This window comes from Streptomyces sp. WM6378, from assembly GCF_001279695.1.
Lineage (GTDB): Bacteria > Actinomycetota > Actinomycetes > Streptomycetales > Streptomycetaceae > Streptomyces.
This window is the reverse complement of the sequence record NZ_LGDD01000036.1, coordinates 74,463-95,584: the sequence shown is the minus strand read 5'-3', so window position 1 is coordinate 95,584 and position 21,122 is coordinate 74,463. Positions and strand designations below refer to the sequence as shown.

Annotated in this window: 18 protein-coding genes and 1 riboswitch; of the genes, 9 read left to right on the top strand and 9 right to left on the bottom strand. The window is 71.6% G+C overall.

Annotated elements, in window-relative coordinates:
- Positions 1-25: 25 nt before the first annotated feature.
- Genes ADK54_RS06145 through ADK54_RS06135 form a run of 3 tightly spaced genes read right to left on the bottom strand, consistent with a single transcriptional unit; the run spans position 26 to position 4,013 of the window.
- Positions 26-1,114, bottom strand: coding sequence for an amidohydrolase family protein (locus ADK54_RS06145; protein ID WP_053724492.1), 1,089 nt, complete (start codon positions 1,112-1,114; stop codon positions 26-28).
- Positions 1,115-2,464 (bottom strand): glutamine synthetase family protein, encoded by a 1,350-nt coding sequence (locus ADK54_RS06140; protein WP_053724491.1) that lies wholly within the window; start codon positions 2,462-2,464, stop codon positions 1,115-1,117.
- 4 nt (positions 2,465-2,468) lie between these two features.
- A complete protein-coding gene (locus ADK54_RS06135; RefSeq protein WP_053724490.1) occupies positions 2,469-4,013 on the bottom strand; it encodes an ATP-dependent DNA ligase in 1,545 nt (514 codons plus the stop codon).
- 71 nt (positions 4,014-4,084) lie between these two features.
- Between ADK54_RS06135 and ADK54_RS06130 the strand changes: the two genes are divergently transcribed.
- The 3 genes from ADK54_RS06130 to ADK54_RS06120 all read left to right on the top strand — a co-directional run bounded on the left by ADK54_RS06130 (position 4,085) and on the right by ADK54_RS06120 (position 6,413).
- The gene (locus tag ADK54_RS06130) at positions 4,085-4,507 is read left to right on the top strand and encodes a ribonuclease domain-containing protein (protein ID WP_053724489.1); all 423 of its coding nucleotides are present in this window, start codon (positions 4,085-4,087) and stop codon (positions 4,505-4,507) included.
- Positions 4,504-4,842: a barstar family protein gene (locus tag ADK54_RS06125; protein ID WP_053724488.1), complete on the top strand. Its 339-nt coding sequence runs from the start codon at positions 4,504-4,506 to the stop codon at positions 4,840-4,842. The genes ADK54_RS06130 and ADK54_RS06125 overlap by 4 nt, the downstream gene beginning before the upstream one ends.
- An 89-nt stretch (positions 4,843-4,931) precedes the next feature.
- Positions 4,932-6,413: a GuaB1 family IMP dehydrogenase-related protein gene (locus ADK54_RS06120; RefSeq protein ID WP_053724487.1), complete on the top strand. Its 1,482-nt coding sequence runs from the start codon at positions 4,932-4,934 to the stop codon at positions 6,411-6,413.
- On the opposite strand, the gene ADK54_RS06115 is transcribed toward ADK54_RS06120, so the two are convergent.
- Positions 6,410-7,450, bottom strand: a complete 1,041-nt coding sequence (locus ADK54_RS06115; RefSeq protein ID WP_053724528.1) for a GDSL-type esterase/lipase family protein — start codon at positions 7,448-7,450, stop codon at positions 6,410-6,412. The two genes, ADK54_RS06120 and ADK54_RS06115, sit on opposite strands and share 4 nt — an antisense overlap.
- A 392-nt stretch (positions 7,451-7,842) precedes the next feature.
- On the opposite strand from ADK54_RS06115, the gene ADK54_RS06110 reads away from it, so the two are divergent.
- On the top strand, positions 7,843-9,312 hold the full coding sequence (locus ADK54_RS06110) for an amino acid permease (protein WP_053724486.1): 1,470 nt from the start codon (positions 7,843-7,845) through the stop codon (positions 9,310-9,312).
- Between the two features lie 10 nt (positions 9,313-9,322).
- Positions 9,323-9,778 carry an Lrp/AsnC family transcriptional regulator gene (locus ADK54_RS06105; protein WP_053724485.1) on the top strand — a complete coding sequence of 152 codons (456 nt, stop codon included), beginning with the start codon at positions 9,323-9,325 and terminating at the stop codon, positions 9,776-9,778.
- A 38-nt stretch (positions 9,779-9,816) separates the two neighbouring features.
- Here the strand turns inward: ADK54_RS06105 and ADK54_RS06100 are convergent, their stop codons facing one another.
- A complete protein-coding gene (locus ADK54_RS06100) occupies positions 9,817-10,392 on the bottom strand; it encodes a hypothetical protein (RefSeq protein ID WP_053724484.1) in 576 nt (191 codons plus the stop codon).
- 307 nt (positions 10,393-10,699) lie between these two features.
- Between ADK54_RS06100 and ADK54_RS06095 the strand changes: the two genes are divergently transcribed.
- Positions 10,700-11,497 carry a carbon-nitrogen hydrolase family protein gene (locus ADK54_RS06095; RefSeq protein ID WP_053724483.1) on the top strand — a complete coding sequence of 266 codons (798 nt, stop codon included), beginning with the start codon at positions 10,700-10,702 and terminating at the stop codon, positions 11,495-11,497.
- Between the two features lie 104 nt (positions 11,498-11,601).
- Positions 11,602-13,293 carry a flavin monoamine oxidase family protein gene (locus ADK54_RS06090; RefSeq protein WP_053724482.1) on the top strand — a complete coding sequence of 564 codons (1,692 nt, stop codon included), beginning with the start codon at positions 11,602-11,604 and terminating at the stop codon, positions 13,291-13,293.
- A gap of 57 nt (positions 13,294-13,350) precedes the next feature.
- Here the strand turns inward: ADK54_RS06090 and ADK54_RS06085 are convergent, their stop codons facing one another.
- The 3 genes from ADK54_RS06085 to ADK54_RS06075 form a co-directional block, all read right to left on the bottom strand.
- Positions 13,351-14,280: an LLM class F420-dependent oxidoreductase gene (locus ADK54_RS06085; RefSeq protein ID WP_053724481.1), complete on the bottom strand. Its 930-nt coding sequence runs from the start codon at positions 14,278-14,280 to the stop codon at positions 13,351-13,353.
- A gap of 10 nt (positions 14,281-14,290) precedes the next feature.
- Positions 14,291-15,031 carry a DUF5995 family protein gene (locus ADK54_RS06080; RefSeq protein WP_267886980.1) on the bottom strand — a complete coding sequence of 247 codons (741 nt, stop codon included), beginning with the start codon at positions 15,029-15,031 and terminating at the stop codon, positions 14,291-14,293.
- Between the two features lie 106 nt (positions 15,032-15,137).
- The gene (locus tag ADK54_RS06075) at positions 15,138-16,517 is read right to left on the bottom strand and encodes a uracil-xanthine permease family protein (RefSeq protein ID WP_053724480.1); all 1,380 of its coding nucleotides are present in this window, start codon (positions 16,515-16,517) and stop codon (positions 15,138-15,140) included.
- 264 nt (positions 16,518-16,781) lie between these two features.
- Here ADK54_RS06075 and ADK54_RS06070 point away from each other — a divergent pair, with 264 nt between their 5' ends.
- Complete coding sequence (locus tag ADK54_RS06070) at positions 16,782-18,059, top strand: alginate lyase family protein (protein WP_053724479.1); 1,278 nt, start codon at positions 16,782-16,784, stop codon at positions 18,057-18,059.
- 24 nt (positions 18,060-18,083) lie between these two features.
- Here ADK54_RS06070 and ADK54_RS06065 read toward each other — a convergent pair whose 3' ends face one another.
- Positions 18,084-19,286, bottom strand: a complete 1,203-nt coding sequence (locus ADK54_RS06065; RefSeq protein ID WP_053724478.1) for an MFS transporter — start codon at positions 19,284-19,286, stop codon at positions 18,084-18,086.
- 120 nt (positions 19,287-19,406) lie between these two features.
- Between ADK54_RS06065 and ADK54_RS06060 the strand changes: the two genes are divergently transcribed.
- On the top strand, positions 19,407-20,546 hold the full coding sequence (locus ADK54_RS06060; RefSeq protein ID WP_053724477.1) for an ROK family transcriptional regulator: 1,140 nt from the start codon (positions 19,407-19,409) through the stop codon (positions 20,544-20,546).
- A 289-nt stretch (positions 20,547-20,835) separates the two neighbouring features.
- A riboswitch (FMN riboswitch) is annotated at positions 20,836-20,966 on the top strand.
- Positions 20,967-21,122 lie beyond the last annotated feature (156 nt).

Below are 21,122 nucleotides of genomic sequence, written 5' to 3'. Positions count from 1 at the left end.
CGGGGGCCCGCGCCCCCGGTACGACTCACGTGCCGTAGACCCGCTCGGCGTTGCCCGCCGACACCAGCGCCGCCACCCGCTGCGCGTCCGCGGCCGACCACGCCCCGGACCCGGTCCAGCCGTTCAGGAGCCGGTCCAGGGCCTCCCGGTAGAGCCGCGCCCCCACGACGTACAGCTCCGCGAGGCCGTAGGCGTCCGTCGAGAACAGCAGCTTGCCGAACGGGGCCAGTTCGAGGAACTCGGCGAGCACCGCCCCTGCCCGCGCCCCGGTGTGCGTGAGCGAGAGGCCCACGTCGGCGTACACATGCGGATAGGCCTGCGCCAGGTAGGCCGCGTTGCGGTGGTACGGATAGCCGTGCAGGAGGATCAGCCGGCAGCCCGTCGGGCGCACCGCCCGGATGAAATCGGTGAGCAGCAGCGGATCGCAGCGGTGCAGCCTGAGGTCGGGGTCGCCGAACCCGGTGTGCAGCTGGAGCGGCAGTCCCGTCCCCGCCGCCGACCACAGCAGATGGCGCAGCAGTACGGGCGAGGTGATCCGGCCGGCCCCGGCGGCCAGCCAGCCCGCGGTGGCCGCGCGCAGCTCGGCCGGGCCCGGCGGCTCGGGGGCGAGGTCCAGGCCGTACCGGTACGCGGCGACCGATTTGAAGCCCGCCGCGGTGCGGGCCGCGGCGGCGATCGCATCGGCGAGGGTCGCCAGGAACTTGTCCGGATCCCGCACCTCCTCGGCGACGCGCTCCGCGAGGAGTTCCAGGCGTACGATCTCGCGCGCCGCGGCCCCGCTCGCCTCGGCCAGCTCGGCCGGGCTCGTCAGGTCGCCGGTCAGCCCCGTGTCGACGAGGAACGTGCTGATGCCGCTGGCGCTCAGGAGCAGCCGGTTGGCCTCCTGGGCGCCCAGCTCGCGGCGGCGGGCCAGGTAGCGCTCCGGCGGGCAGTGTGCGTGGAGGCCGAGCAGCGGCGGGCACCAGCGGCGCACCGCGAAGCCGAGCTGGGTGTCGAAGAAGCTGGTGCCAGGCGCGGCCGGGGCGTCGGACTCGGTCAGGAACGCCTCGAAGGCGGCGTCGTCGGGGTCGGAGCGCAGCACGCCGTGACAGTGGTGGTCGACGAGCGGCAGCACTCAGTACCTCCCGCGCGTGGCCTCGGCGATCTGCTGCGGACTGTGGCCGTCGAAGAGCTTCGTCTCGGCCTGGCGCACCGAGACGATCGCCTCGAAGAGCCGGTCGCCGAGTGCCTCGCGCAGCACCGCCGACTCCGTGAAGCGGCTGAGCGCCTCGGGCAGCGAGGCGGGCAGCCGCCGGGAACCTCCGGCGTTGACGGGGTCGCCCGACACCGGCTCGGGCAGGCGCAGGCCCGCGTCGAGCCCGGCGAGCCCGGCGGCGATCAGCGCGCCGGTCACGAGGTACGGGTTGGCGGCCGGGTCGAACGACTTGACCTCGGCGTTCGCCGCCTCTTCGGCGCCGGGCGGTCCGGCGACGAACCGCAGCGCCGCCTCCCGGTTCTCAAGGCCCCAGCACTGGAAGGCCCCGGCCCAGCGCGACGGCGCCAGGCGGAGGTAGCTCGCCGGGGTCGGAGCGCCGATGGCGAGCAGCGCGGGCAGCGCGTCGAGGATCCCGGCGAGGAAGGACTCGCTGGTCGACGTCATCCCACAGGGGCCGTCGCCGCCCCGGCACAGATTGCGGCCGTCCTGCCAGAGGCTGAGGTGGACATGGCCGCCGTTGCCGACGCCCTCGGGGTCGACGACCGGCCCGAACCACGGGGTCAGCCCGTGCTGGAGCGACACCGCCCGGATCGTCTCGCGGACAAGGACCACGAGATCCGCGGCCCCCACCGGGTCCGCCGGGGCGACCGACACCTCGAACTGGCCCGGCGTGTACTCCGGGTGGATCTGGAGCACCTCGACGCCCTGCGCCTCAAGGGCGCCGACCACATCGCCCACGTACGCCGAGCGCTCGACGACCCGCGCCATCCCGTACGCCGGGCCCGCCAGCGGCGGGTCGACGATCCACTCCGTCTCGAAGCCCATCCGCAGTTCGATGCCGCGCTCGGCGGCCCGCTCGGTCATCCGGCGCGCGAACTGCCGCTGGCAGGCGTCGTAGGGCTGCCCCGACTGCTCGAAGCGGTCGATCGGCGCCCACGCCCAGCCGGGCTGCGCGGCGAGCACGGTGAGCCGGTCGAGGTCGGGGATCAGGCGGAGGTCGCCGTCGGGCCCGCCGATGTGCGCACTGCTGGTGACCGAGTCGTCCACCAGGTACACGTCGAAGACCGGCGACATGCCCACCCCGTGGGCCGCGACCTGGGCGAGCCGGGTGGTCGGCACGACCTTGACGCGGGTGAGGCCCGCGACGTCCACCCAGGTCAGCGCCACCGTCCGCACCCCCTCGGCGGTCAGCCTGGCGGCGGCGAGCCCCGCCTCCTGCGCCCGCCGTCGTGCCTGCTCCCGCTGTACCGCGCTGTGACCCTGCTCCACCGGTTCAATCCCTCCCGCCGCGCAGTGAGATGACTGTCGCGACCGTGTCCGCATCCGAGGCCCTCTTGTCCTCGCGATAGCGCACTACCCGTGCGAACCGAAGTGTCACCCCTTCCGGGTACCGAGATGATCTCTGTACGCCGTCGAAGGCCACCTCGACGACGAGTTCCGGCCGCACCCGCACACCCCACGGCTCCTCGGCCACCGCCAACACCCGCAGCCGCTCCGTCTGCCAGGCGAGCAGCGCGTCGGTGAGCCCCTTGAACGTCTTGCCCAGCATCGCGAACGTGCCGTCCTCGCGGCGCGCCCCGAGGTGCAGGTTGGAGAGCGTGCCGGTGCGCCGGCCGTGCCCCCACTCCGCCGCGAGGACCACCAGGTCGAGGGTGTGCACGGGCTTGACCTTGAGCCAGGAAGCGCCGCGCCGCCCCGCCGCGTACGTCGAGTCGAGCGCCTTCAGGACCACGCCCTCGTGCCCGCGCTCCAGCGTCGCGGTCGCGAACTCCTCGGCGCCGAGCCGCAGTTGGGGATCGGCCGGATCCCCCACCACGAACCGCCGTACACGCCGGGGCTCGGGCGCGATGCGGGCGAGCTCGGCATGCCGCTCGCGCACCGGCAGGTCGAGCAGATCCCGGCCGTCCACCGACAACAGGTCGAAGAAGACGGGGGAGAGCGGCAGCCGGTCCTGGGCGCCGGCGACATCGAGCCGTGAGCCGACGCGTCCCGCGATGTCCTGGAACGAACGGGGCCGCCCGTCGGGACCGAGCGCGATCACCTCGCCGTCAAGAACGGCGCGCCTCGCAGTCAACTCCCTTGCCACGGACACCACTTCGGGCAAGCGCTCGGTGATCTCGTCAAGGGTACGGGTGAAGACGCGTACCGCATCTCCGTCCTTGTGCACCTGGGCGCGGATGCCGTCGAGCTTCTCCTCGACCGCGCAGGGGCCGAGCCGGTCGAGCGCCTCGGCGACGTCCTTGGCGCTCTGCGCGAGCATCGGCAGGACGGGGCGGCCCACGTCGAGCCGGAAGGCGGCGAGCGCGGCCGGGCCCTCCGTGAGCAGCGCCCGCGCCACGGTGCCGAGCGAGCCGCCCAGCATCACCGCGCGCCGCACGTCCGCCACGGGGGCACCGGCCGCCGCCGCGAGCCCCTCGACGGCCGCCGCGTCCAGCGCGCCCTGCCGCACCTCGCCGGTGATCAGCGCGAACAGGAAGTGTTGCTCCTCCTCGGTGGCCGCCGCCATGAGCTCCCCGGCAAGGCGCCTGCGCTCACCCTGGGCTCCCTTTCCGGCCACGGCCGAGATCCGATCAAGCCGCCGGTCGACCTCCCGGACGGTCAAACGGGCGGAGGCGGCGGGCCGCGGCCGGTCCTTGAGCGAGCTCCACCCGAGCCCGGTGCGCCGCTGGGGCAGCCGCCCCGCGAGATAGGTGACGACCAGCGGCGCCTCGTCGGGCTCGGTGGCCGAGAACAGCCGGGCGAGCAGCGCGGACTTCTCCGAGCGCGAGGAGGTGGCGGCGATCTCGGCCGAGGTTCTGGCCACGTCGGCGAGCAGCATGCCTCCATCGTGACCCGGAGACATCCGGGTACGCATTCGCTCGTACCGCCATCGGATGGGAGCATCAGAGCATGATCAACAGGTTTGCCCGGATCGCCCTCGCATCGGTGCTCGCGTGCCTCGCCGTGCTGCTCGTCGGCTGCGGCGGCAAGGACGCCGCGAAACCCGCCGGCTCGGGACCCTCCGCGGCCGTCTCCGCCCCCGCCTGGGGCAAGGGCATGGCCACGGTCCCGGCCGCCCAGCTGCCGCCCGAGGCGCGCCAGACCCTCAAACTCATCGACAAGGGCGGCCCGTTCCCGTACAGCAAGGACGGCGTGGTGTTCGGCAACTTCGAGAAGCTCCTGCCGCAGCAGAAACGCGGCTACTACCACGAGTACACCGTCGACACCCCGAACTCCCGGGACCGCGGCGCGAGGCGCCTCATCACCGGGCAGGGTGGCGAGTTCTACTACACCGACGACCACTACAAGACGTTCAAGGCGGTACTGCGATGACGGCCGACCCGTTCACCGGCCTGCTCGCCGGCGCCCGCGCCGAGGGCTGGTCCACGGTGCTGCTCGACCTGACCGGCGTCACCGCGAAGCCCGCCCTGATGGACCGCTTCGCCCGGGCCCTGGACCTCCCCGACTGGTTCGGCCGCAACTGGGACGCCCTGGCCGACTCCCTGGGCGACCTCCCCAGGGGCGAGCGGGGCCTGCTCCTGATCGTCACCGGCTGGCAGGCCTACGCCGAGGCACGCCCCGAGGAGTGGGCCGTCGCCCGGGAAGTCCTGGACTCGGCGACGGGCCCGGACCTGTGCGCGGTGCTCGCTCTCGGAGGATCGCACTAGGCCTAACGTGCCGGCCCTGGACGATCGGCCCGGGCAGCGCAATCGTACGAACATGGGACAATGAACTACGTGCTTTTCCCCTGGCTGAAATGCCTGGGGCCACCTCGAACGACTGGGATGTTCAGCACGTGCGTTTCCTCAACGACATCAAGCCGCCGTACGACCTGACGTACGACGATGTGTTCATGGTGCCGAGCCGCTCCGCGGTGGGCTCCCGCCAGGGCGTCGACCTGGCCTCCCCCGACGGCACGGGCACCACCATCCCGCTCGTCGTCGCCAACATGACCGCGATCGCCGGCCGCCGCATGGCCGAGACCGTGGCCCGCCGTGGCGGCATCGTGGTGATCCCCCAGGACATTCCGATCGAGGTCGTCACCGACGTGATCTCGTGGGTCAAGACGCGTCACCACGTGCTCGACACCCCGATCGTCCTGGCCCCGACCCAGACCGTCGCCGACGCGCTGGCCCTGCTGCCGAAGCGGGCCCACAACGCGGGCGTCGTCGTCGACGCCGACCAGAAGCCGGTCGGAGTCGTCACCGACGCCGACCTGACGGGCGTCGACCGCTTCACCCAGCTGTCCGAGGTCATGTCCAAGGACCTGCTGCTCCTCGACGCGGACATCGACCCGCGCGAGGCCTTCAACAAGCTCGACGGCGCCAACCGCCGCTACGCCCCCGCCGTGGACAAGGACGGCCGCCTCGCGGGCATCCTGACCCGCAAGGGCGCCCTGCGCGCGACCCTCTACACCCCGGCCACCGACGCCAACGGCAAGCTGCGCATCGCCGCCGCCGTCGGCATCAACGGCGACGTGGCCGGCAAGGCCAAGCAGCTCCTGGACGCCGGCGCGGACACCATCGTGGTGGACACCGCGCACGGCCACCAGGAGTCGATGATCGCCGCGATCAAGGCCGTGCGCGGCCTGGACCCGCAGGTCCCGATCGTCGCGGGCAACATCGTCGCCGCCGAGGGCGTGCGCGACCTCATCGAGGCCGGCGCCGACATCATCAAGGTGGGCGTCGGGCCCGGCGCGATGTGCACGACCCGCATGATGACCGGCGTCGGCCGGCCGCAGTTCTCCGCCGTCCTCGAGTGCGCCGCCGAGGCCAAGAAGTTCGGCAAGCACGTCTGGGCCGACGGTGGAGTGCGCCACCCGCGCGACGTCGCCATGGCGCTCGCCGCCGGTGCCTCCAACGTCATGATCGGCTCCTGGTTCGCGGGCACCTACGAGTCCCCGGGCGACCTGCACACCTCCGCCGAAGGCCACCTCTACAAGGAGTCCTTCGGCATGGCCTCCGCCCGCGCGGTCAAGAACCGCACGAGCGACGAGTCCGCCTACGACCGGGCCCGCAAGGCCCTGTTCGAGGAGGGCATCTCCACCTCGCGCATGTTCCTGGACCCGGCCCGCCCGGGCGTCGAGGACCTGATCGACTCGATCATCGCGGGCGTCCGCTCCTCCTGCACCTACGCCGGTGCGTCCTCGCTCGCCGAGTTCGAGGAGAAGGCCGTCGTCGGCATCCAGTCCGCCGCCGGCTACGCCGAGGGCAAGCCGCTGCACGCCAGCTGGAGCTAGTCGCTCGACCGTCGTACGTGCCGGAGCCCCCGCGATTCCTTTCGCTGGGGCTCCGGCACGTACGGGGCCAGTGCCCTCGCCACCGCCGAGCCGAGGAGCGCATGTCCCTCGTCGTTCGGGTGCAGGCCGTCCGCTAGGTGGCCCGGGGCCAACAGGCCCTGTCCGGGCAGTAGTTGAAGGGTGCGGTCGCCTGCCGCGATGAGGTGCCGCGTCGCGTCCTCCATGGCCGCGCGCAGCCCGGCCAGCGTCGCGCCCAGCGCGTTCGGGGTCCGCTCGGCCTCCGGGCGCAGCAGGGGAGAGAGCACGAGCAGCGGGGTCATCGGGTGGCCGCGGCGTACGAGGCGTATGAAGGCCAGGGTCGTCTCGTGCATCAGGGTGGCCGAAAACGGTATGCGCGACCAGCAGTTGGTGCCGAACGCGAGCGTGATCACGTCGGCCGGGAGCCGTGCCAATTGCTCGGCGGTGGGGAGTTCGCCGCGCGCCGCGCCCGCGTAGCCGAGGTTCACCGTGTCCAGGCCCAGCGCGCGGCCCGCGACGGCCGGCCAGGCGTGTGCGGGCCGGGTCGACCACCAGCCCTCCGTGATCGAGTCCCCGTGCACGAGCCAGCGCGGGCCACGCGGCGCGGGAGTGATCGCGCCGCCGATCGCGCGCACGCCGAGCACCACCGGGGAGCAGCTCTCGGGCGGATGGATCGTGAACAGCCCGTTGTGGTGCGGGAGTTGGAGCGCGACCACCCCCTCCTCGACCGGTTCCGCGGCCGTCTCGTGGACCAGGTGGTCGCCCTCCCACAGTGCGAAGGTGTGGGCGAGCCCGGCCAGCTCGTCGTCCGGTTCCGGCACCCGGGCGCGGTAGCGGATCTCCACCGCCGAGGCGCCCCGCGCCGTGAACTCGACCCGCATCCCGATGGGCAGCGCGGCCCGCTCGCCGGTGTCCCACGGCAGCCGCATCGTGTCGTCGGGGTCCGCGCGCACCGGCCGCCCTTCAGCGTCCAGCCAGGCCAGCCCACGCAGAAAAGGGCCCGGATCCAGCCAGCTCATGGCCCTCTCGTGCGACACGTCCAGCTCCATGGGGCGCGACCCTGCAACAGGCCTGACGAAGTGTCAAGGCAGCCCCGTGACCAGGACCACTGGACAGGGCTGTGAACAGGCCCCTGAGCAGGGCTTGCGCACGGATCGAACGTTGATGTGCAACAAACACCCATCCGTCGCTCTTGCGCGCAATGATCAACCGCCGATGCGCAAGGTTGCTGCATTACGACCGGGAAGCGGAAACCCATAAGGTTCTCGCCGTACGTGGAGTGGCGGGGATCGCCTGCTCGGCGGAACCGGCCACGGGAAGGCTCCATGCTGCCCGAAATATCCCTTTGTGCGGGAAGGCCGGGCCGTCGCGGTCACCTGCCGCCGATTGGCAGCGATAAGGAGCCACCTCAGTGTTGGATCACGGCGCAGCGCCACCCTCGACCGATGCCCCCGCCGCCGGGGGCCCGCACCCCGGTCGCGGTCTGATGCGGCGCAAGCCGGTAGAAACGCTGGTCGCGGAAGGCGGCCAGGGTGAGGGCGGCTCGCTGAAGCGGTCGCTCGGCATGTGGCAGCTGACCATGATCAGCATCGGTGCGACGCTCGGCACCGGCATTTTCGTGGTGCTCGGAGAGGCCGTCCCCAAGGCCGGACCCGCCGTCACGATCTCCTTCGTACTCGCTGGCCTCACGGCACTCTTCTCCGCGCTTTCCTACGCGGAGCTCGCGGGCTCCATCCCGGTCGCGGGCTCTTCGTATTCGTACGCTTACGCAACGCTCGGCGAACTCGTCGCCTGGATCTGCGGCTGGTGCCTGATCCTGGAATACGGCGTCTCGGTGGCGGCGGTCGCCGTCGGCTGGGGGCAGTACCTCAATGAGTTCCTGGACGGCACGATCGGCGTCACCATCCCCGACGCGCTGTCCGCGCCGCCCGGCGAGGGCGGGATATTCAACCTCCCCGCGCTGATCGTCGTCGTCCTCGCGATGGGCCTGCTGCTCGGCGGCGCCCGCGAGTCCGCCCGCATCAACACGATCATGGTCGGAGTGAAGATCGCCGCCCTGGTGCTGTTCTGCGTCATCGGCTTCATGGGCTTCAAGTCGGGCAACTACTCCAACTTCATGCCGATGGGCACGGCCGGAGTGAGCGGGGCCGCCTCGTCGCTGTTCTTCTCCTACATCGGCTTCGACGCGGCCTCCACGGCCGGTGAAGAGGCGAAGAACCCCAAGAAGGACCTGCCGCGCGCGATCATGCTCTCGCTGGTCATCGTCACCGCGCTGTACGTGCTTGTCGCCTTCGTCGCCGTCGGCGCCCGCCCCTGGAAGCAGTTCGAGGGCTCGGAGGCGGCGCTCGCCGGGATCATGAAGGACGTCACCGGGCACTCCTTCTGGGCCACCCTGCTCGCGGCCTGCGCCGTGATCGCGATCGCGAGCGTCGTCCTGACCGTGCTCTACGGCCAGACCCGCATCCTCTTCGCGATGTCCCGCGACGGTCTGGTGCCCAAGGTGTTCGCCAAGGTCAGCCCGCGCAGCGGAACGCCCGTCGCCAACACCATCGCCGTGTCGCTGTTCTGCGGCGTGCTGGCCGCGGCCGTGCCGCTCGGCAACCTCGCCGACGCCACCAGCATCGGCACGCTCTTCGCCTTCGCGCTGGTCAACGTGGCCGTCGTCATCCTGCGCGTGACCCGCCCCGACATGCCGCGCACCTTCCGGGTGCCGCTCGGCTGGGTCGTCCCGATCCTCGGCTTCGCCACCTGCGGCTACCTCATGTGGAACCTGTCCGGGGTCACCTGGGAGTACTTCGGATACTGGATGGCCGCCGGTCTCGTGATCTACTTCGCTTACGGCTACCGCCGTTCCAGGCTGGCCACCGCCTCACAGAAGTGATCCACCCGCAGTGCGACTGAATGACCTCGATGAACGCATCGTCCACGCGCTCGCCGAAGACGCCCGGCGCTCCTACGCCGACATCGGCTCGCTGATCGGCCTGTCCGCGCCCGCCGTCAAGCGGCGCGTGGACCGGCTGCGGGCCGAGGGCGCCATCACCGGGTTCACCGTCCGCGTGGACCCGGCGGCCCTCGGCTGGGAGACCGAGGGGTTCATCGAGATCTACTGCCGTCGCAACACCTCGCCCGACGCGATCAAGCGCGGGCTTGAGCGGTACCCCGAGGTCGCGTCCGCCTCCACCGTCACCGGTGAGGCGGACGCGATCGTCCAGGTCTTCGCCTCCGACATGCGGCACTTCGAGCGGGTCCTTGAGCGGATCGCGGGCGAGCCGTACGTGGAGCGGACCAAGTCGGTGCTGGTGCTCTCGCCTCTGCTGCGGCGCTATACGTCCGGCTCGCCCGCGTAGCCCTTCGGGCGTGGGTCGGCGCGGTGCGCCAGAACCGCCTAGCCCTTGGGCTGCTCGTATATCGGCTGCCACGGCAGCACCTTGAAGTCGCCGGTCCCTTCCTTGACCTTCTCGAAGGGCGCCGAGCTCATGCACTTCGGCAACCGCTGCGTCTCGGAGTCCTTGCCTATCCAGCTGTAGCCGAGCCGGTCGTGCGTGCCCGCGTCGTTCACCGTGACGCCGACCCGCTTGCCCTTGAACGGAGTGTCCGAGTCGGTCACGACGCCGGTGACCACCGCGACCTTCCCGCCCGTCACCAGGCAGTCCACCTTCGCCTTCGCCCAGCCGGACGTCCCGTTCGGGAAGACGTGCCTGAAGGAGAACGTGCCGTACGCCGCCTCCGGGTCCATGGTGTCCTTGGCCGCCAGATGGGCGTCGAAGCTGAACGTGATGTCGTCCCCGGCCGGCCGGTACAGCTTCGCGGTGCCGGTCAGCGCCGCGGCTTCCCTGGGCGAATGGCCGTCGGCTCCGTTCCCGGCGGCCGTCGCCCCTCCGGTGACCACGGCGGCGATGAGCAGGGCCACGCCGAGGGCGAGGACACGGGTGCGGGTGGGGGCGAACGCGATGCGGGGCATGGCAGGACCTTCCGTACGGTCGTGAGATGCGGTGGCCCGGCCGTTCCGGGCATGACCAGCCTTCCGCGCCCGGCGGCCCGGCACATCACACCGTGGGGTGGACCGCTTCCCCCGCGCGGGGGAAGCGCACCCAGGACCTGAGGCGTAAGGGCGGCGTCAACGCGGCGCAACGAATCGCCGCCGATCGCTGATCACGCGCAATGAATCATGCGGCGGCGCGCAACGGTGGCGCCTTGTCCGGGCCGAACGGCGGAACGTACCGTCTAGTGACCCCACCCTGCACTTCCGCCCCTGCCGAGGACTGCCCATGCCGCCGTTGCGCACCGCCCTGCTCCAGAGCTCCGGCCGTCTCTCCGACGTCGCCGCGAATCTGAAGGTGCTGGACGAGGCGGCCGGACGGGCGGCGGAGACCGGCGCCGGGCTGATCGTCTGCCCCGAGCTGTTCCTCACCGGGTACGCCATCGGCGACGACGTGGCGGAGCTCGCCGAGGCCGCCGACGGCCCCTCCGCGCAGGCCATCGCCGACATCGCGGTCCGCCACGGCCTGGCCGTCGTCTACGGCTACCCCGAGCGCGACGGCGACACCGTCTACAACGCGGCCCAGCTCATCGGCCCCGACGGCAGCCGCCTCGCGAACTACCGCAAGACCCACCTCTTCGGCTGCTTCGAGCAGGAGGCGTTCACGCCGGGTGACGAGCCGGTCGTCCAGGCCGAGCTGAACGGCCTCCGCGTCGGCATGATGATCTGCTATGACGTGGAGTTCCCGGAGAACGTACGGGCGCACGCCCTGGCCGGCACCGACCTGCTCCTGGTGCCCACCGCGCAGATGCACCCCTTCCAGTTCGTCGCCGAGTCCGTCGTGCCGGTCCGCGCCTTCGAGAACCAGCTGTACGTCGCGTACGTCAACCGGACCGGTCCGGAGGGCGAGTTCGAGTTCGTCGGGCTCAGCTGCCTGGCGGGCCCCGACGGCGCCGCGCGGGCCCGCGCCGGACGGGGCACCGAACTGGTCGTCGGCGACGTCGACCCCGAGTTCCTGGCCGCCTCGCGCGCGAACAACCCGTACCTGCGCGACCGCCGCCCCGGCCTCTACGCCTCCCTCGTCTGAGCCCTGAGCCACATGTCCTGAGCCCCGAGCTCCGATCCCCCGAGCCCTGGGTCCCGAGGCCCCGAGCCCCTCAACTTCCGTACTGTGCAAGGAGTCCGTACCCCATGACGTCCACGGTGCCCACCGCCGTCCAGCACATCGACGAGCAGCCGCCCGTCACGATGTTCGGGCCGGACTTCCCCTACGCGTACGACGACTTCCTCGCGCACCCGGCCGGGCTCGGCCAGATACCCGCGACCGAGCACGGCGCGGAGGTCGCGGTCATCGGCGGTGGCCTCTCCGGCATCGTCGCCGCGTACGAGCTGATGAAGATGGGCCTCAAGCCCGTCGTGTACGAGGCCGACCAGATCGGCGGCCGGCTGCGCACCGTCGGCTTCCCGGGCTGCGACCCCGAGCTCACCGCCGAGATGGGCGCCATGCGGTTCCCCCCGTGCTCGACCGCGCTCCAGCACTACATCGACCTGGTGGGCCTGGAGACCAAGCCGTTCCCGAACCCGCTCGCGCCGGACACCCCCTCGACGGTCGTCGACCTCAAGGGCGAGTCCCACTACGCGACGTCCGTCGACGAGCTGCCGCCCGTGTACCGCGAGGTCATGGACGCGTGGAACGCCTGTCTCGAAGAGGGCGCCGACTTCACCGACATGAACCAGGCGATCCGTGAGCGCGACATCCCGCGCATCCGCGAGATCTGGGCGAAGCTCGTCGACAAGCTCGACAACCAGACCTTCTACGGCTTCCTCTGCGAGTCGGAGGCCTTCAAGTCCTTCCGGCACCGCGAGATCTTCGGCCAGGTCGGCTTCGGCACCGGTGGCTGGGACACCGACTTCCCGAACTCCATCCTGGAGATCCTGCGCGTCGTCTACACCGAGGCCGACGACCACCACCGCGGCATCGTCGGCGGCTCCCAGCAGCTGCCGCTGCGCCTGTGGGAGCGCGAGCCGGAGAAGCTCGTGCACTGGGCGCCCGGCACCTCGCTCTCCTCGCTGCACGAGGGGACGCCCAAGCCGGCCGTGACCCGCCTGCACCGCACCGCGGGCAACCGCATCACGGTGACGGACGCGGACGGCGACATCCGCACCTACCGTGCGGCGATCTTCACCGCCCAGTCCTGGATGCTGCTCTCCAAGATCGCCTGTGACGACTCGCTCTTCCCGATCGACCACTGGACGGCGATGGAGCGCACCCACTACATGGAGTCCTCCAAGCTGTTCGTGCCGGTCGACCGGCCGTTCTGGCTCGACAAGGACGAAGAGACGGGCCGGGACGTCATGTCGATGACGCTCACCGACCGCATGACGCGCGGCACCTACCTCCTGGACAACGGGCCGGACAAGCCCGCCGTCATCTGCCTCTCCTACACCTGGTGCGACGACAGCCTGAAGTGGCTGCCGCTGTCGGCGAGCGAGCGCATGGAGGTCATGCTCAAGTCGCTCGGCGAGATCTACCCGAAGGTCGACATCCGGGGCCACATCATCGGCAACCCGGTGACGGTCTCCTGGGAGAACGAGCCGTACTTCATGGGCGCGTTCAAGGCCAACCTGCCCGGGCACTACCGCTACCAGCGCCGGCTCTTCACCCACTTCATGCAGGACTCGCTGCCCGAGGACAAGCGGGGCATCTTCCTCGCGGGCGACGACATCTCCTGGACGGCCGGGTGGGCCGAGGGCGCGGTGCAGACCGCGCTGAACGCGGTGTGGGGCGTGATGCACCACTTCGGCGGCACGACCGACTCGACCAACCCGGGGCCGGGTGACCTGTACGACTCGATCGCCCCGGTCGAGCTTCCCGAGGACTGAGCACGCCCTTGGGCTGAGGGGGTTGGGCCGCAACCCCCTCAGCAACCCTCTCAGCGGTTACAACCCCGCCGCCCGAGCCAGCTGGTACACCTCCGCCGCCACGTCCTTCAGCTCCTCCGCATCCCGCGCCGAGCCCTGCAGGTCCAGGAGGAACTCGCCGACGCCCTCGATGGCGTGTGCGGCCAGGTCCTCCACTATTTGCGGCGCGCTGCCCGTGAACGGGGGCCGGTCCGCGCCTTCGTACGGCTTCGCCGTGTAGCGGGTGTTGACGCGGAGGCACACCTCGATGGGGCGGGTCCTGCCGCGCTCCTCGGCCAGGTCCTTCAGCCTCGTCCACTCCTCGGTGAGCTGGGCGACGCCCTGGGTCGCGGGCAGCCAGCCGTCCGCGCGGTCCACCAGGCGGCGCGCCGACCTCGGGCTCATCGCCGGGAGGTAGACCGGGATCGGGCGGGCCGGCTTGGGGCCGACGACGGAGGGGGCGATCGTCGTCAGCCCGCCCTGGTAGGAGACCGGGTCGGGGCCCCACACCGCCGCGCACACGTCGAGCAGCTCGTCGAGGACCTTGCCGCGCTGCTCGAAGGGCGCCACGCCCGCCGCCGCGTACTCGTCGTGCGACCAGCCCGTGCCGAGCCCGGCGACGACCCGGCCGCCGCTCGCCGCATCCAACGAGGCCAGCGAGCGCGCCAGTTGGAAGGGTATGTGCAGCGGAGCGACCAGGACGCTGGTACCGAGCCGGGCCCGCTCGGTCGCGGCGGCCGCCAGCGTGAGGGTGATCAGCGGGTCGGCGACCGAGCGGTAGATGTCGGGCCAGGGCAGGCCCTCGACCCCGTACAGACCCTGGGTGGCGGGCTCGGGGAACAGCACCCGCTCGAAGACCCACAGGCTCTCGAAACCGATCTCCTCGGCCGCGCGCGCCACCGCGGGCACATCGTGGCCGAGGTCGTACTGCCTCATCTGCGGAAGGCCGAGTCCGAGCCGGATTGCCATGGAGCGCTCCTCAGTCGGGAACCGAAAGCGGTGTCAGCAGACATCGGGTCACCAGACCCACGCCCGCGTCCAACCGATCAGTGAACTCCTGGGCCAGGCCCGGAAGTTCCCGCAACTGCCACAGGACTTTCGCCGCGGACCAGGAGGCGTCCCGCGCCCGGTCCAGACTCCACGACGCAAGGAGGTGGGTCATCGGATCGGCCACCTCGAAGAGGTCGGGCCCCGGCATGAGTTCCTCGCGGATCCGCTCCTCCAGGAGTGCCAGCGTGTCGCCGACCCGGTCGAAGTCCCGCTCCAGGAGGGCGGGTTCACAGCCGAGGGTCCGGCAGCTGTCCACCACGGCGAGCGTCAGGTCGTGCCCGATGTGCGCGTTGATCCCGGCCAGCGCGAACTGCAGCGGCCGCACGCCCGGATGGCGCCGGTACTGGAACAGCGGACGCCAGCAGCCCGGTGGACGCCGGCCCGCCGAAGCCGCCTCCACGGCCGCGAGATAGCGCTCGGCGAAGAGCACGTCGAGGGTGGCCGCGGCCCGCGGGTCGGCGAAGCCGTCGTGCGCGATGAGCCGGGAGATCTCCTCGGTCACCGTCAGGTAGACACGGTTGAAGACCGCGATGCCGTCCCGGGCCGGCAGATCGGCCCGCAGCGCGCGCATCCGCCGGACCACGGGGTCCAGCGGCGCGGCGGACCGGTGAGTGTGCGCGAGGTGTCCGGTCCGCGGCGATCCCGTTGGCGTCCATCCGGTCTGCGTCATGGAGGCAGCGTCCCAGCCCGCCGCCGCCCCGAGCACCGCCGTAAGGGGGCTTGACCGGAACGGATGAACCGTGGCTCGGGAGCCCGCTGCCCCTACGGCGCGGGAGCTACGCCTGGTCGTTCTCGTACGACGACGTGCCCGAATCCAGCAGCGGCTCCTGCTGCTTGAGGTGGGCCGGGGCGAGCGCGCGCAGCACGTGGTAACCGGTGATGACCACGATCGTGCCGAGTGCGATGCCGCTGAGCTGGAAGTTGTCGGTGAACTTCAGGCTGACATTGCCGATGCCGATGATGATGCCCGCGGCGGCCGGCACCAGGTTCAGCGGGTTGCGCAGATCGACCTTCGCGTTGATCCAGATCTGCGCGCCGAGCAGGCCGATCATGCCGTACAGGATGACGGTGATGCCGCCGAGCACGCCGCCCGGGATCGCCGCGACGACCGCGCCGAACTTGGGGCACACGCCGAAGAGCAGCGCGAATCCGGCGGCGGCCCAGTAGGCGGCGGTCGAGTAGACGCGGGTCGCGGCCATCACGCCGATGTTCTCGGAGTACGTGGTGTTGGGCGGGCCGCCCACCGCGGTCGACAGCATGGAGGCGGCGCCGTCGGCGGCGATCGCGGTGCCCAGCTTGTCGTCGAGGTCGGTGCCGGTCATCTCGCCGACGGCCTTGACGTGGCCCGCGTTCTCGGCGATCAGGGCGATGACGACGGGCAGGGCGACGAGGATCGCCGACCACTCGAAGCTCGGCGCGTGGAAGCTCGGCAGCCCGATCCAGTCGGCCTTGCCCACGCCCGAGAGGTCCAGGCGCCAGTGGTCCACGGCCTCCGCGCCGCCGTGCACCGAGTGGATCTTCCCGAAGACGCGGTCGAGCAGCCAGGAGATGCCGTACCCGAAGATCAGGCCGAGGAAGATCGCGATCCGGGACCAGAAACCGCGCAGGCAGACCACGGCCAGACCGGTGAACAGCATCACCATGAGCGCCGTCCACTGGTCCTGGGGCCAGTACGTGGAGGCGGTGACCGGCGCCAGGTTGAAGCCGATCAGCATGACGACGGCGCCCGTGACGATGGGCGGCATCGCGGCGTGGATGATCCGCGCGCCGAACCGCTGCACCGCGAGGCCCGCGAAGAACAGCACCACGCCCACGACGAAGACCGCGCCGGTGACGGTGGCGCTGGTGCCTCCGGTGGCCCGGATCGCCGCGGCGACGCCGACGAAGGAGAGCGAGCAGCCGAGGTAGCTGGGCACCCGGCCCTTGGTGGCGAGCAGGAAGATGACCGTCGCGATGCCGGACATCATGATCGCGAGGTTGGGGTCGAGGCCCATCAGCACGGGCGCGACGAACGAGGCGCCGAACATCGCGACCACGTGCTGCGCGCCGAGGCCGATCGTGCGCGGCCAGGAGAGCCGTTCGTCGGGGCGTACGACGGCTCCTGGAGCGGGGGTCCGCCCGTCGCCGTGCAGGGTCCAGCGCACGCCGAGGCGCATGGGTCGCTCCAGTTCGTCTGTTGGGGTCGGTGATGCGAAAAGTCTCGAAAAGATCAGGCCAAATATTAATGCCGGATCACGGGCGCCACTCACCAGAGCGGCCGGGCCGAAGGTCCCATCCGTGAATCCGCGCCTGGGGCATTGTCAGCCGGAACAGCGGGCCCTACGCTCACACGGTCTCGTTCATGAATGCCATTCACGTACATGCCCGAGTAGCTACACCTCGCAGGCCCGAATCGACATCCGACTCGATGGGAGTGCCCGATGAGCGGAAGACCCCGCCGTGGGCTCGTCGCCTTGCTGTCCCTCGCGGTGGCGGTCGCCTCCGCGCTGATACCCGCCACCTCGTACGCCGCTCCGGCCGCCGCCGAGGCGCCCCACACCGTGGTCCTGGACGGCAAGCGCCTCCAGGACGCCAAGCGGCGGCTCGGCCACGGGGACGCCCAACTGCGCGATGCCGTAAGGAAGTTGACGGCAACCGCCGACGGCTGGCTCGCCCAGGGCCCCTGGACGGTCGTCGACAAGCCGAAGCCGGCCCCGGGCGGCGATCCGCACGACTACCTCAGCCAGGCCCCCTACTGGTGGCCCTCCCAGCCGAAGACCGCCGACAACCCGTGGGGCTGCCCCTACGTCCAGAAGGACGGCCAGCGCAATCCCGAGGTCGACTCCGGCACCGACCGGCCCGACCTCGGCAAGGTCTTCAACTCGGTCACCAGCCTCAGCCTGGCCTGGTACTACACCGGTGAGAAGCAGTACGCCGAGCACGCCTCGGACATCCTGCGCACCTGGTTCCTCGACCCGGCGACGCGGATGAATCCGAACCTGAACCACGGGCAGTTCATCCCCTGCAAGTACGACGGCCGGGCCATCGGCATCATCGACTTCTCGCAGCAGTACTCCAGCGTCCTGGACGCGGTCGCGATCCTGGAAACCGGGGCGCCCGGCTGGACGGCGAGCGATCACGCCTCAATGCTCGACTGGAACAAGAAGTTCCTGAACTGGGAGGTGAATTCGGCGTTCGGCAAGGAGGAGTCGGCGGCCCAGAACAACCACGGCACCTTCCAGGACCTCCAGATCGCCGCCCTCGCCCTGGCCACCGGAAACAGGGACCTGGCCCGACGGACCGTCCTCGGCGCCGAGAAGCGGCGCATCGACCCGCAGATCGCGGCCGACGGCAGTCAGCCGCAGGAGCTGGCCAGGACCCGGAGCTGGCACTACTCGACCTTCGACCTCGTCGCCTACACCCGGCTCGCCGCCATCGGCAAGCAGATCGGCGTCGACCTGTGGGCATATCAAGGACCCCGGGGACAGGGCCTGTTCAAGGCCGTGCGCTACCTGTTGCCCGCGGCCACCGGGGCCGCCGCCTGGCCGCATCCGGAGCTGGAGTTCTACCGGTACGCGGCGAGCGACGTCGTCCACGCCGCGGCCGACGCCGGGGACGAGGACGCGCGGGCGGCCGTGCCGCGGCTCCAGGCGCCGCCCGGCGGCGACCTGTGGGCCCTGCGTCCCGCCGCCGAACAGCTCGACTCCATCGCCGGCTGACCCGGGCGGCTGCGCGGCGCCGGTTCAGACCTGGCGGACCGGCGCCGCGTCCACCGCCTCACGGGGCCGGGCGCCCGCCCGCAGGACCCGCGCCCCCGCCACCAGGCCGAGCCCGAGCACGGTCACCAGGCCGAACGACACCACCAGCGAGGTCAGATCGGCGATCCCGCCGATCGCGGAGGGGGCCACCAGGCCCGAGGTGTACGTGATGGTCGCGACCCCCGCGATGGCCTGGCTCGGGTTGGGGCCGCTGCGCCCCGCCGCCGCGAACGCGAGCGGCACGACGACCGCCACGCCCAGGCCCATCAGGCCGAACCCGGCCATCGCCACCGCCGGGCCCGGCGCCACCACCACGAGCAGACCGCCCAGCGTGGCCAGGATGCCTCCGCCGCGCACCGTACGCACGGCGCCGAAGCGGTCCACGCCCTTGTCGCCCGCGAGCCGGGCCGCCGCCATGGTCAGCGTGAACGCGGTGGTGCAGGCGGCGGCCGTGCCCGCCGAAGCGTCCAGTACGTCACGCAGATAGACCGCCGACCAGTCGAGGCTCGCGCCCTCGGCGAACACCGCGCAGAACCCCACCATGCCGATGACGAGCGCCGACTTGGGCGGCAGCGCGAATCGCGGCGGGGGCGCCTCGTCAGGGGCGCTGCGCAGATCGAGCACGCCCTGGCAGGCGGCCAGGCCGAGCAGGGTCAGCACGGCGGCGGCCACCGTGTGGTGCAGCCGCGCGTCGGCCCCGAGGTGCGCGGCGAGCGTCCCGGCCGCCGAGCCGATCAGCGCGCCCACGCTCCACATGCCGTGCAGCGAGGACATGATCGAGCGGCCGAGCCGGTTCTCGGTCTCCACGCCGAGCGCGTTCATCGCCACGTCCGCCATGCCCGCGCTCGCTCCGTACGCGAAGAGGGCCGCGCACAGCGTGTAGACGTTCGGCGCGAGCGCGGGCAGCGCCAGGGCCAGCGTCCACAGCGCGAGCAGCCCGCGCAGCGCACCCCGCGCTCCGAACCGGTGGGTGACGGCGCCGGACAGCGGCATCAGCAGGGACGAGCCGATCGCCGGGAAGGCGAGGGCGAGGCCGAGCTGCCCGGCGGACACCCCGGCGTGCTCCTGGATCCAGGGGACCCGGGTGGCGAAGTTGCCGGTCACCGCGCCGTGCACACAGAACACCGCGGCGATCGCGAGCCGCGTCCGCCTCAACTGCCGTGGATCCAGAGCCAGTTCGGCTGTCATCGAGCGGATTCCCTCCCTCGTGGGCGGCCTCCCGCCGCCGCGGCGTAAACTATCAGGAACCCTGCCTGATAAATAGAAGCGGTCGCAACCCGCCTTCGGTGATCTGGAAGGATTCCCGGCATGCCCGCATCCCCGAGCACCGCCCGGGCCATCAACGACCGGCTCGCCCTGCGCCTCCTCCAGGACGAGGGCCCGTTGACGGCAGGCCAGCTCAAGAACCTCACCGGACTCTCCCGGCCCACCGTCGCCGACCTCGTCGAGCGCCTCCAGGGCTCCGGCCTGGTCCACGTGGTGGGGGAGTCGGGTGCCGAGCGGCGCGGCCCCAACGCGCGCCTGTACGCGATCGTCGCCGACCGGGCCCATCTCGCGGCCCTGGACGTCCGCACCCACAGTGTGTCCCTCGCCGTCGCCGATCTGCTGGGCGTGACGCTGGCCGAGGCGACCCTGCCGATCGAACCGGAGGCCGGGACGGGGCCCGCCGTCGAGCAGGCCGTGGCGCTTCTTGAACGCACCGCCAAGGAGGCGGGCGCCGAGCGGCTGCACAGCGTCGGGATCGGCGCGCCCGGCCTCGTCGACCCGGCGAGCGGCGAGCTGCGCGACACCAGCGGGCTGCCCGCCTGGCACCGCGAACTCGTCCGCGTCCTGGCCGGACGTCTGCCCGCCGCCGTGCTCGTCGAGAACGAGACCAACCTGGCCGCCGTGGCCGAGCAGCGGCTCGGCGCGGCCCGCGGGCAGGACACCTTCGTGCTGCTGTGGCTCGGGCAGGGCATCGGCGCGGCCGTCGTCCTGGACGGGAAGCTGCGCAGGGGCGCCTCGGGCGGCGCGGGCGAGATCGGGTTCATGCCGGTGCCCGGCACCGGCGGCCTGCCGTCCGCGACCGGTTGCGACGGCGGCTTCCACGCGCTGGTGCACGCGGGCGCGGTGTCCCGCCTCGCCGCCGCGCACGGCAGGGCAGGCAGTGCGGAAGAGGCCGTACGGGACGCCGACGGGCCCTTCCTCGACGCGCTGGCCGAGCGGCTCGCGATCGGAGCGGCGGGCGTGGTCGCGGTCCTCGACCCCGGCCTGATCGTCCTTGGCGGCGAACTGGGCCACGCGGGCGGCCAGTTGCTCGCGAGTCGCGTACAGCGCGCCCTGGCCGCCCTGACCCCCCTCGCCACCGAGGTGAGACCGAGCGAACTGGGCGACGGCGCGGTTTTGAGCGGCGCCCTGCTGACTGCGCGGGACGCGGCCCAGGACGACCTCTTCGCACCGAAAGCGTGACGGCGTCTCAGGTTTCGGAGCCCGACGGCGGCCAAGGGCCTGGAGACCGCCGCCGGGCGTATGGGGCGGGGAGCGGACCGGCGGGCCTCTCCTCGGAGGTGACGCAGAGATTAAGAGGACTAGACCAGTACGGTCAATGGGTATGGACCAAAAGGAAGGTCCGGCCCCTGGGGTGCCAGGGGCTCCCGTCTGGAGGGCGGCTCGAATCCGGCCATCCTGTGAGCCAGCCCACATCCATCGACCCACATGGCCTCCGATCGGGCGTGGCACACTGGCCCTGTACCAGCAGCAGCGCACTCCGGGGTCGGTGTAATTCCGAACCGGCGGTAATAGTCCGCGACCCGTCCGCATCCAGCGGCCGGTTGACCAGGTGAAATTCCTGGACCGACGGTGAAAGTCCGGATGGGAGGCAGTGCGCGGCGGGCGGACCGTTCCACGGTCGCGCCGGCCGTCTGTTACCGGTCGCCGTCCAAGGCACCGGTCTCTTTCGGCCGTGGCGTGAGCTGTGCGCGATGGTCTGTTTTCCCGCTCTCTGTCGTCATCGACAGACCCCGGAGTCCGTGCCCGAAGAGGCAG

Excerpts from the sequence above, each read along its gene's own strand:
- ADK54_RS06095 (WP_053724483.1), top strand. The coding sequence starts at position 10,700 with ATGCCGCCGTTGCGCACCGCCCTGCTCCAGAGCTCCGGCCGTCTCTCC.
- ADK54_RS06130 (WP_053724489.1), top strand. The coding sequence starts at position 4,085 with ATGATCAACAGGTTTGCCCGGATCGCCCTCGCATCGGTGCTCGCGTGC.
- ADK54_RS06075 (WP_053724480.1), bottom strand. The coding sequence starts at position 16,517 with ATGCGCCTCGGCGTGCGCTGGACCCTGCACGGCGACGGGCGGACCCCC.
- ADK54_RS06065 (WP_053724478.1), bottom strand. The coding sequence starts at position 19,286 with ATGACAGCCGAACTGGCTCTGGATCCACGGCAGTTGAGGCGGACGCGG.
- ADK54_RS06125 (WP_053724488.1), top strand. The coding sequence starts at position 4,504 with ATGACGGCCGACCCGTTCACCGGCCTGCTCGCCGGCGCCCGCGCCGAG.
- ADK54_RS06080 (WP_267886980.1), bottom strand. The coding sequence starts at position 15,031 with ATGACGCAGACCGGATGGACGCCAACGGGATCGCCGCGGACCGGACAC.
- ADK54_RS06085 (WP_053724481.1), bottom strand. The coding sequence starts at position 14,280 with ATGGCAATCCGGCTCGGACTCGGCCTTCCGCAGATGAGGCAGTACGAC.
- ADK54_RS06090 (WP_053724482.1), top strand. The coding sequence starts at position 11,602 with ATGACGTCCACGGTGCCCACCGCCGTCCAGCACATCGACGAGCAGCCG.
- ADK54_RS06060 (WP_053724477.1), top strand. The coding sequence starts at position 19,407 with ATGCCCGCATCCCCGAGCACCGCCCGGGCCATCAACGACCGGCTCGCC.
- ADK54_RS06070 (WP_053724479.1), top strand. The coding sequence starts at position 16,782 with ATGAGCGGAAGACCCCGCCGTGGGCTCGTCGCCTTGCTGTCCCTCGCG.
- ADK54_RS06115 (WP_053724528.1), bottom strand. The coding sequence starts at position 7,450 with ATGAGCTGGCTGGATCCGGGCCCTTTTCTGCGTGGGCTGGCCTGGCTG.
- ADK54_RS06120 (WP_053724487.1), top strand. The coding sequence starts at position 4,932 with ATGCCTGGGGCCACCTCGAACGACTGGGATGTTCAGCACGTGCGTTTC.
- ADK54_RS06100 (WP_053724484.1), bottom strand. The coding sequence starts at position 10,392 with ATGCCCCGCATCGCGTTCGCCCCCACCCGCACCCGTGTCCTCGCCCTC.
- ADK54_RS06135 (WP_053724490.1), bottom strand. The coding sequence starts at position 4,013 with ATGCTGCTCGCCGACGTGGCCAGAACCTCGGCCGAGATCGCCGCCACC.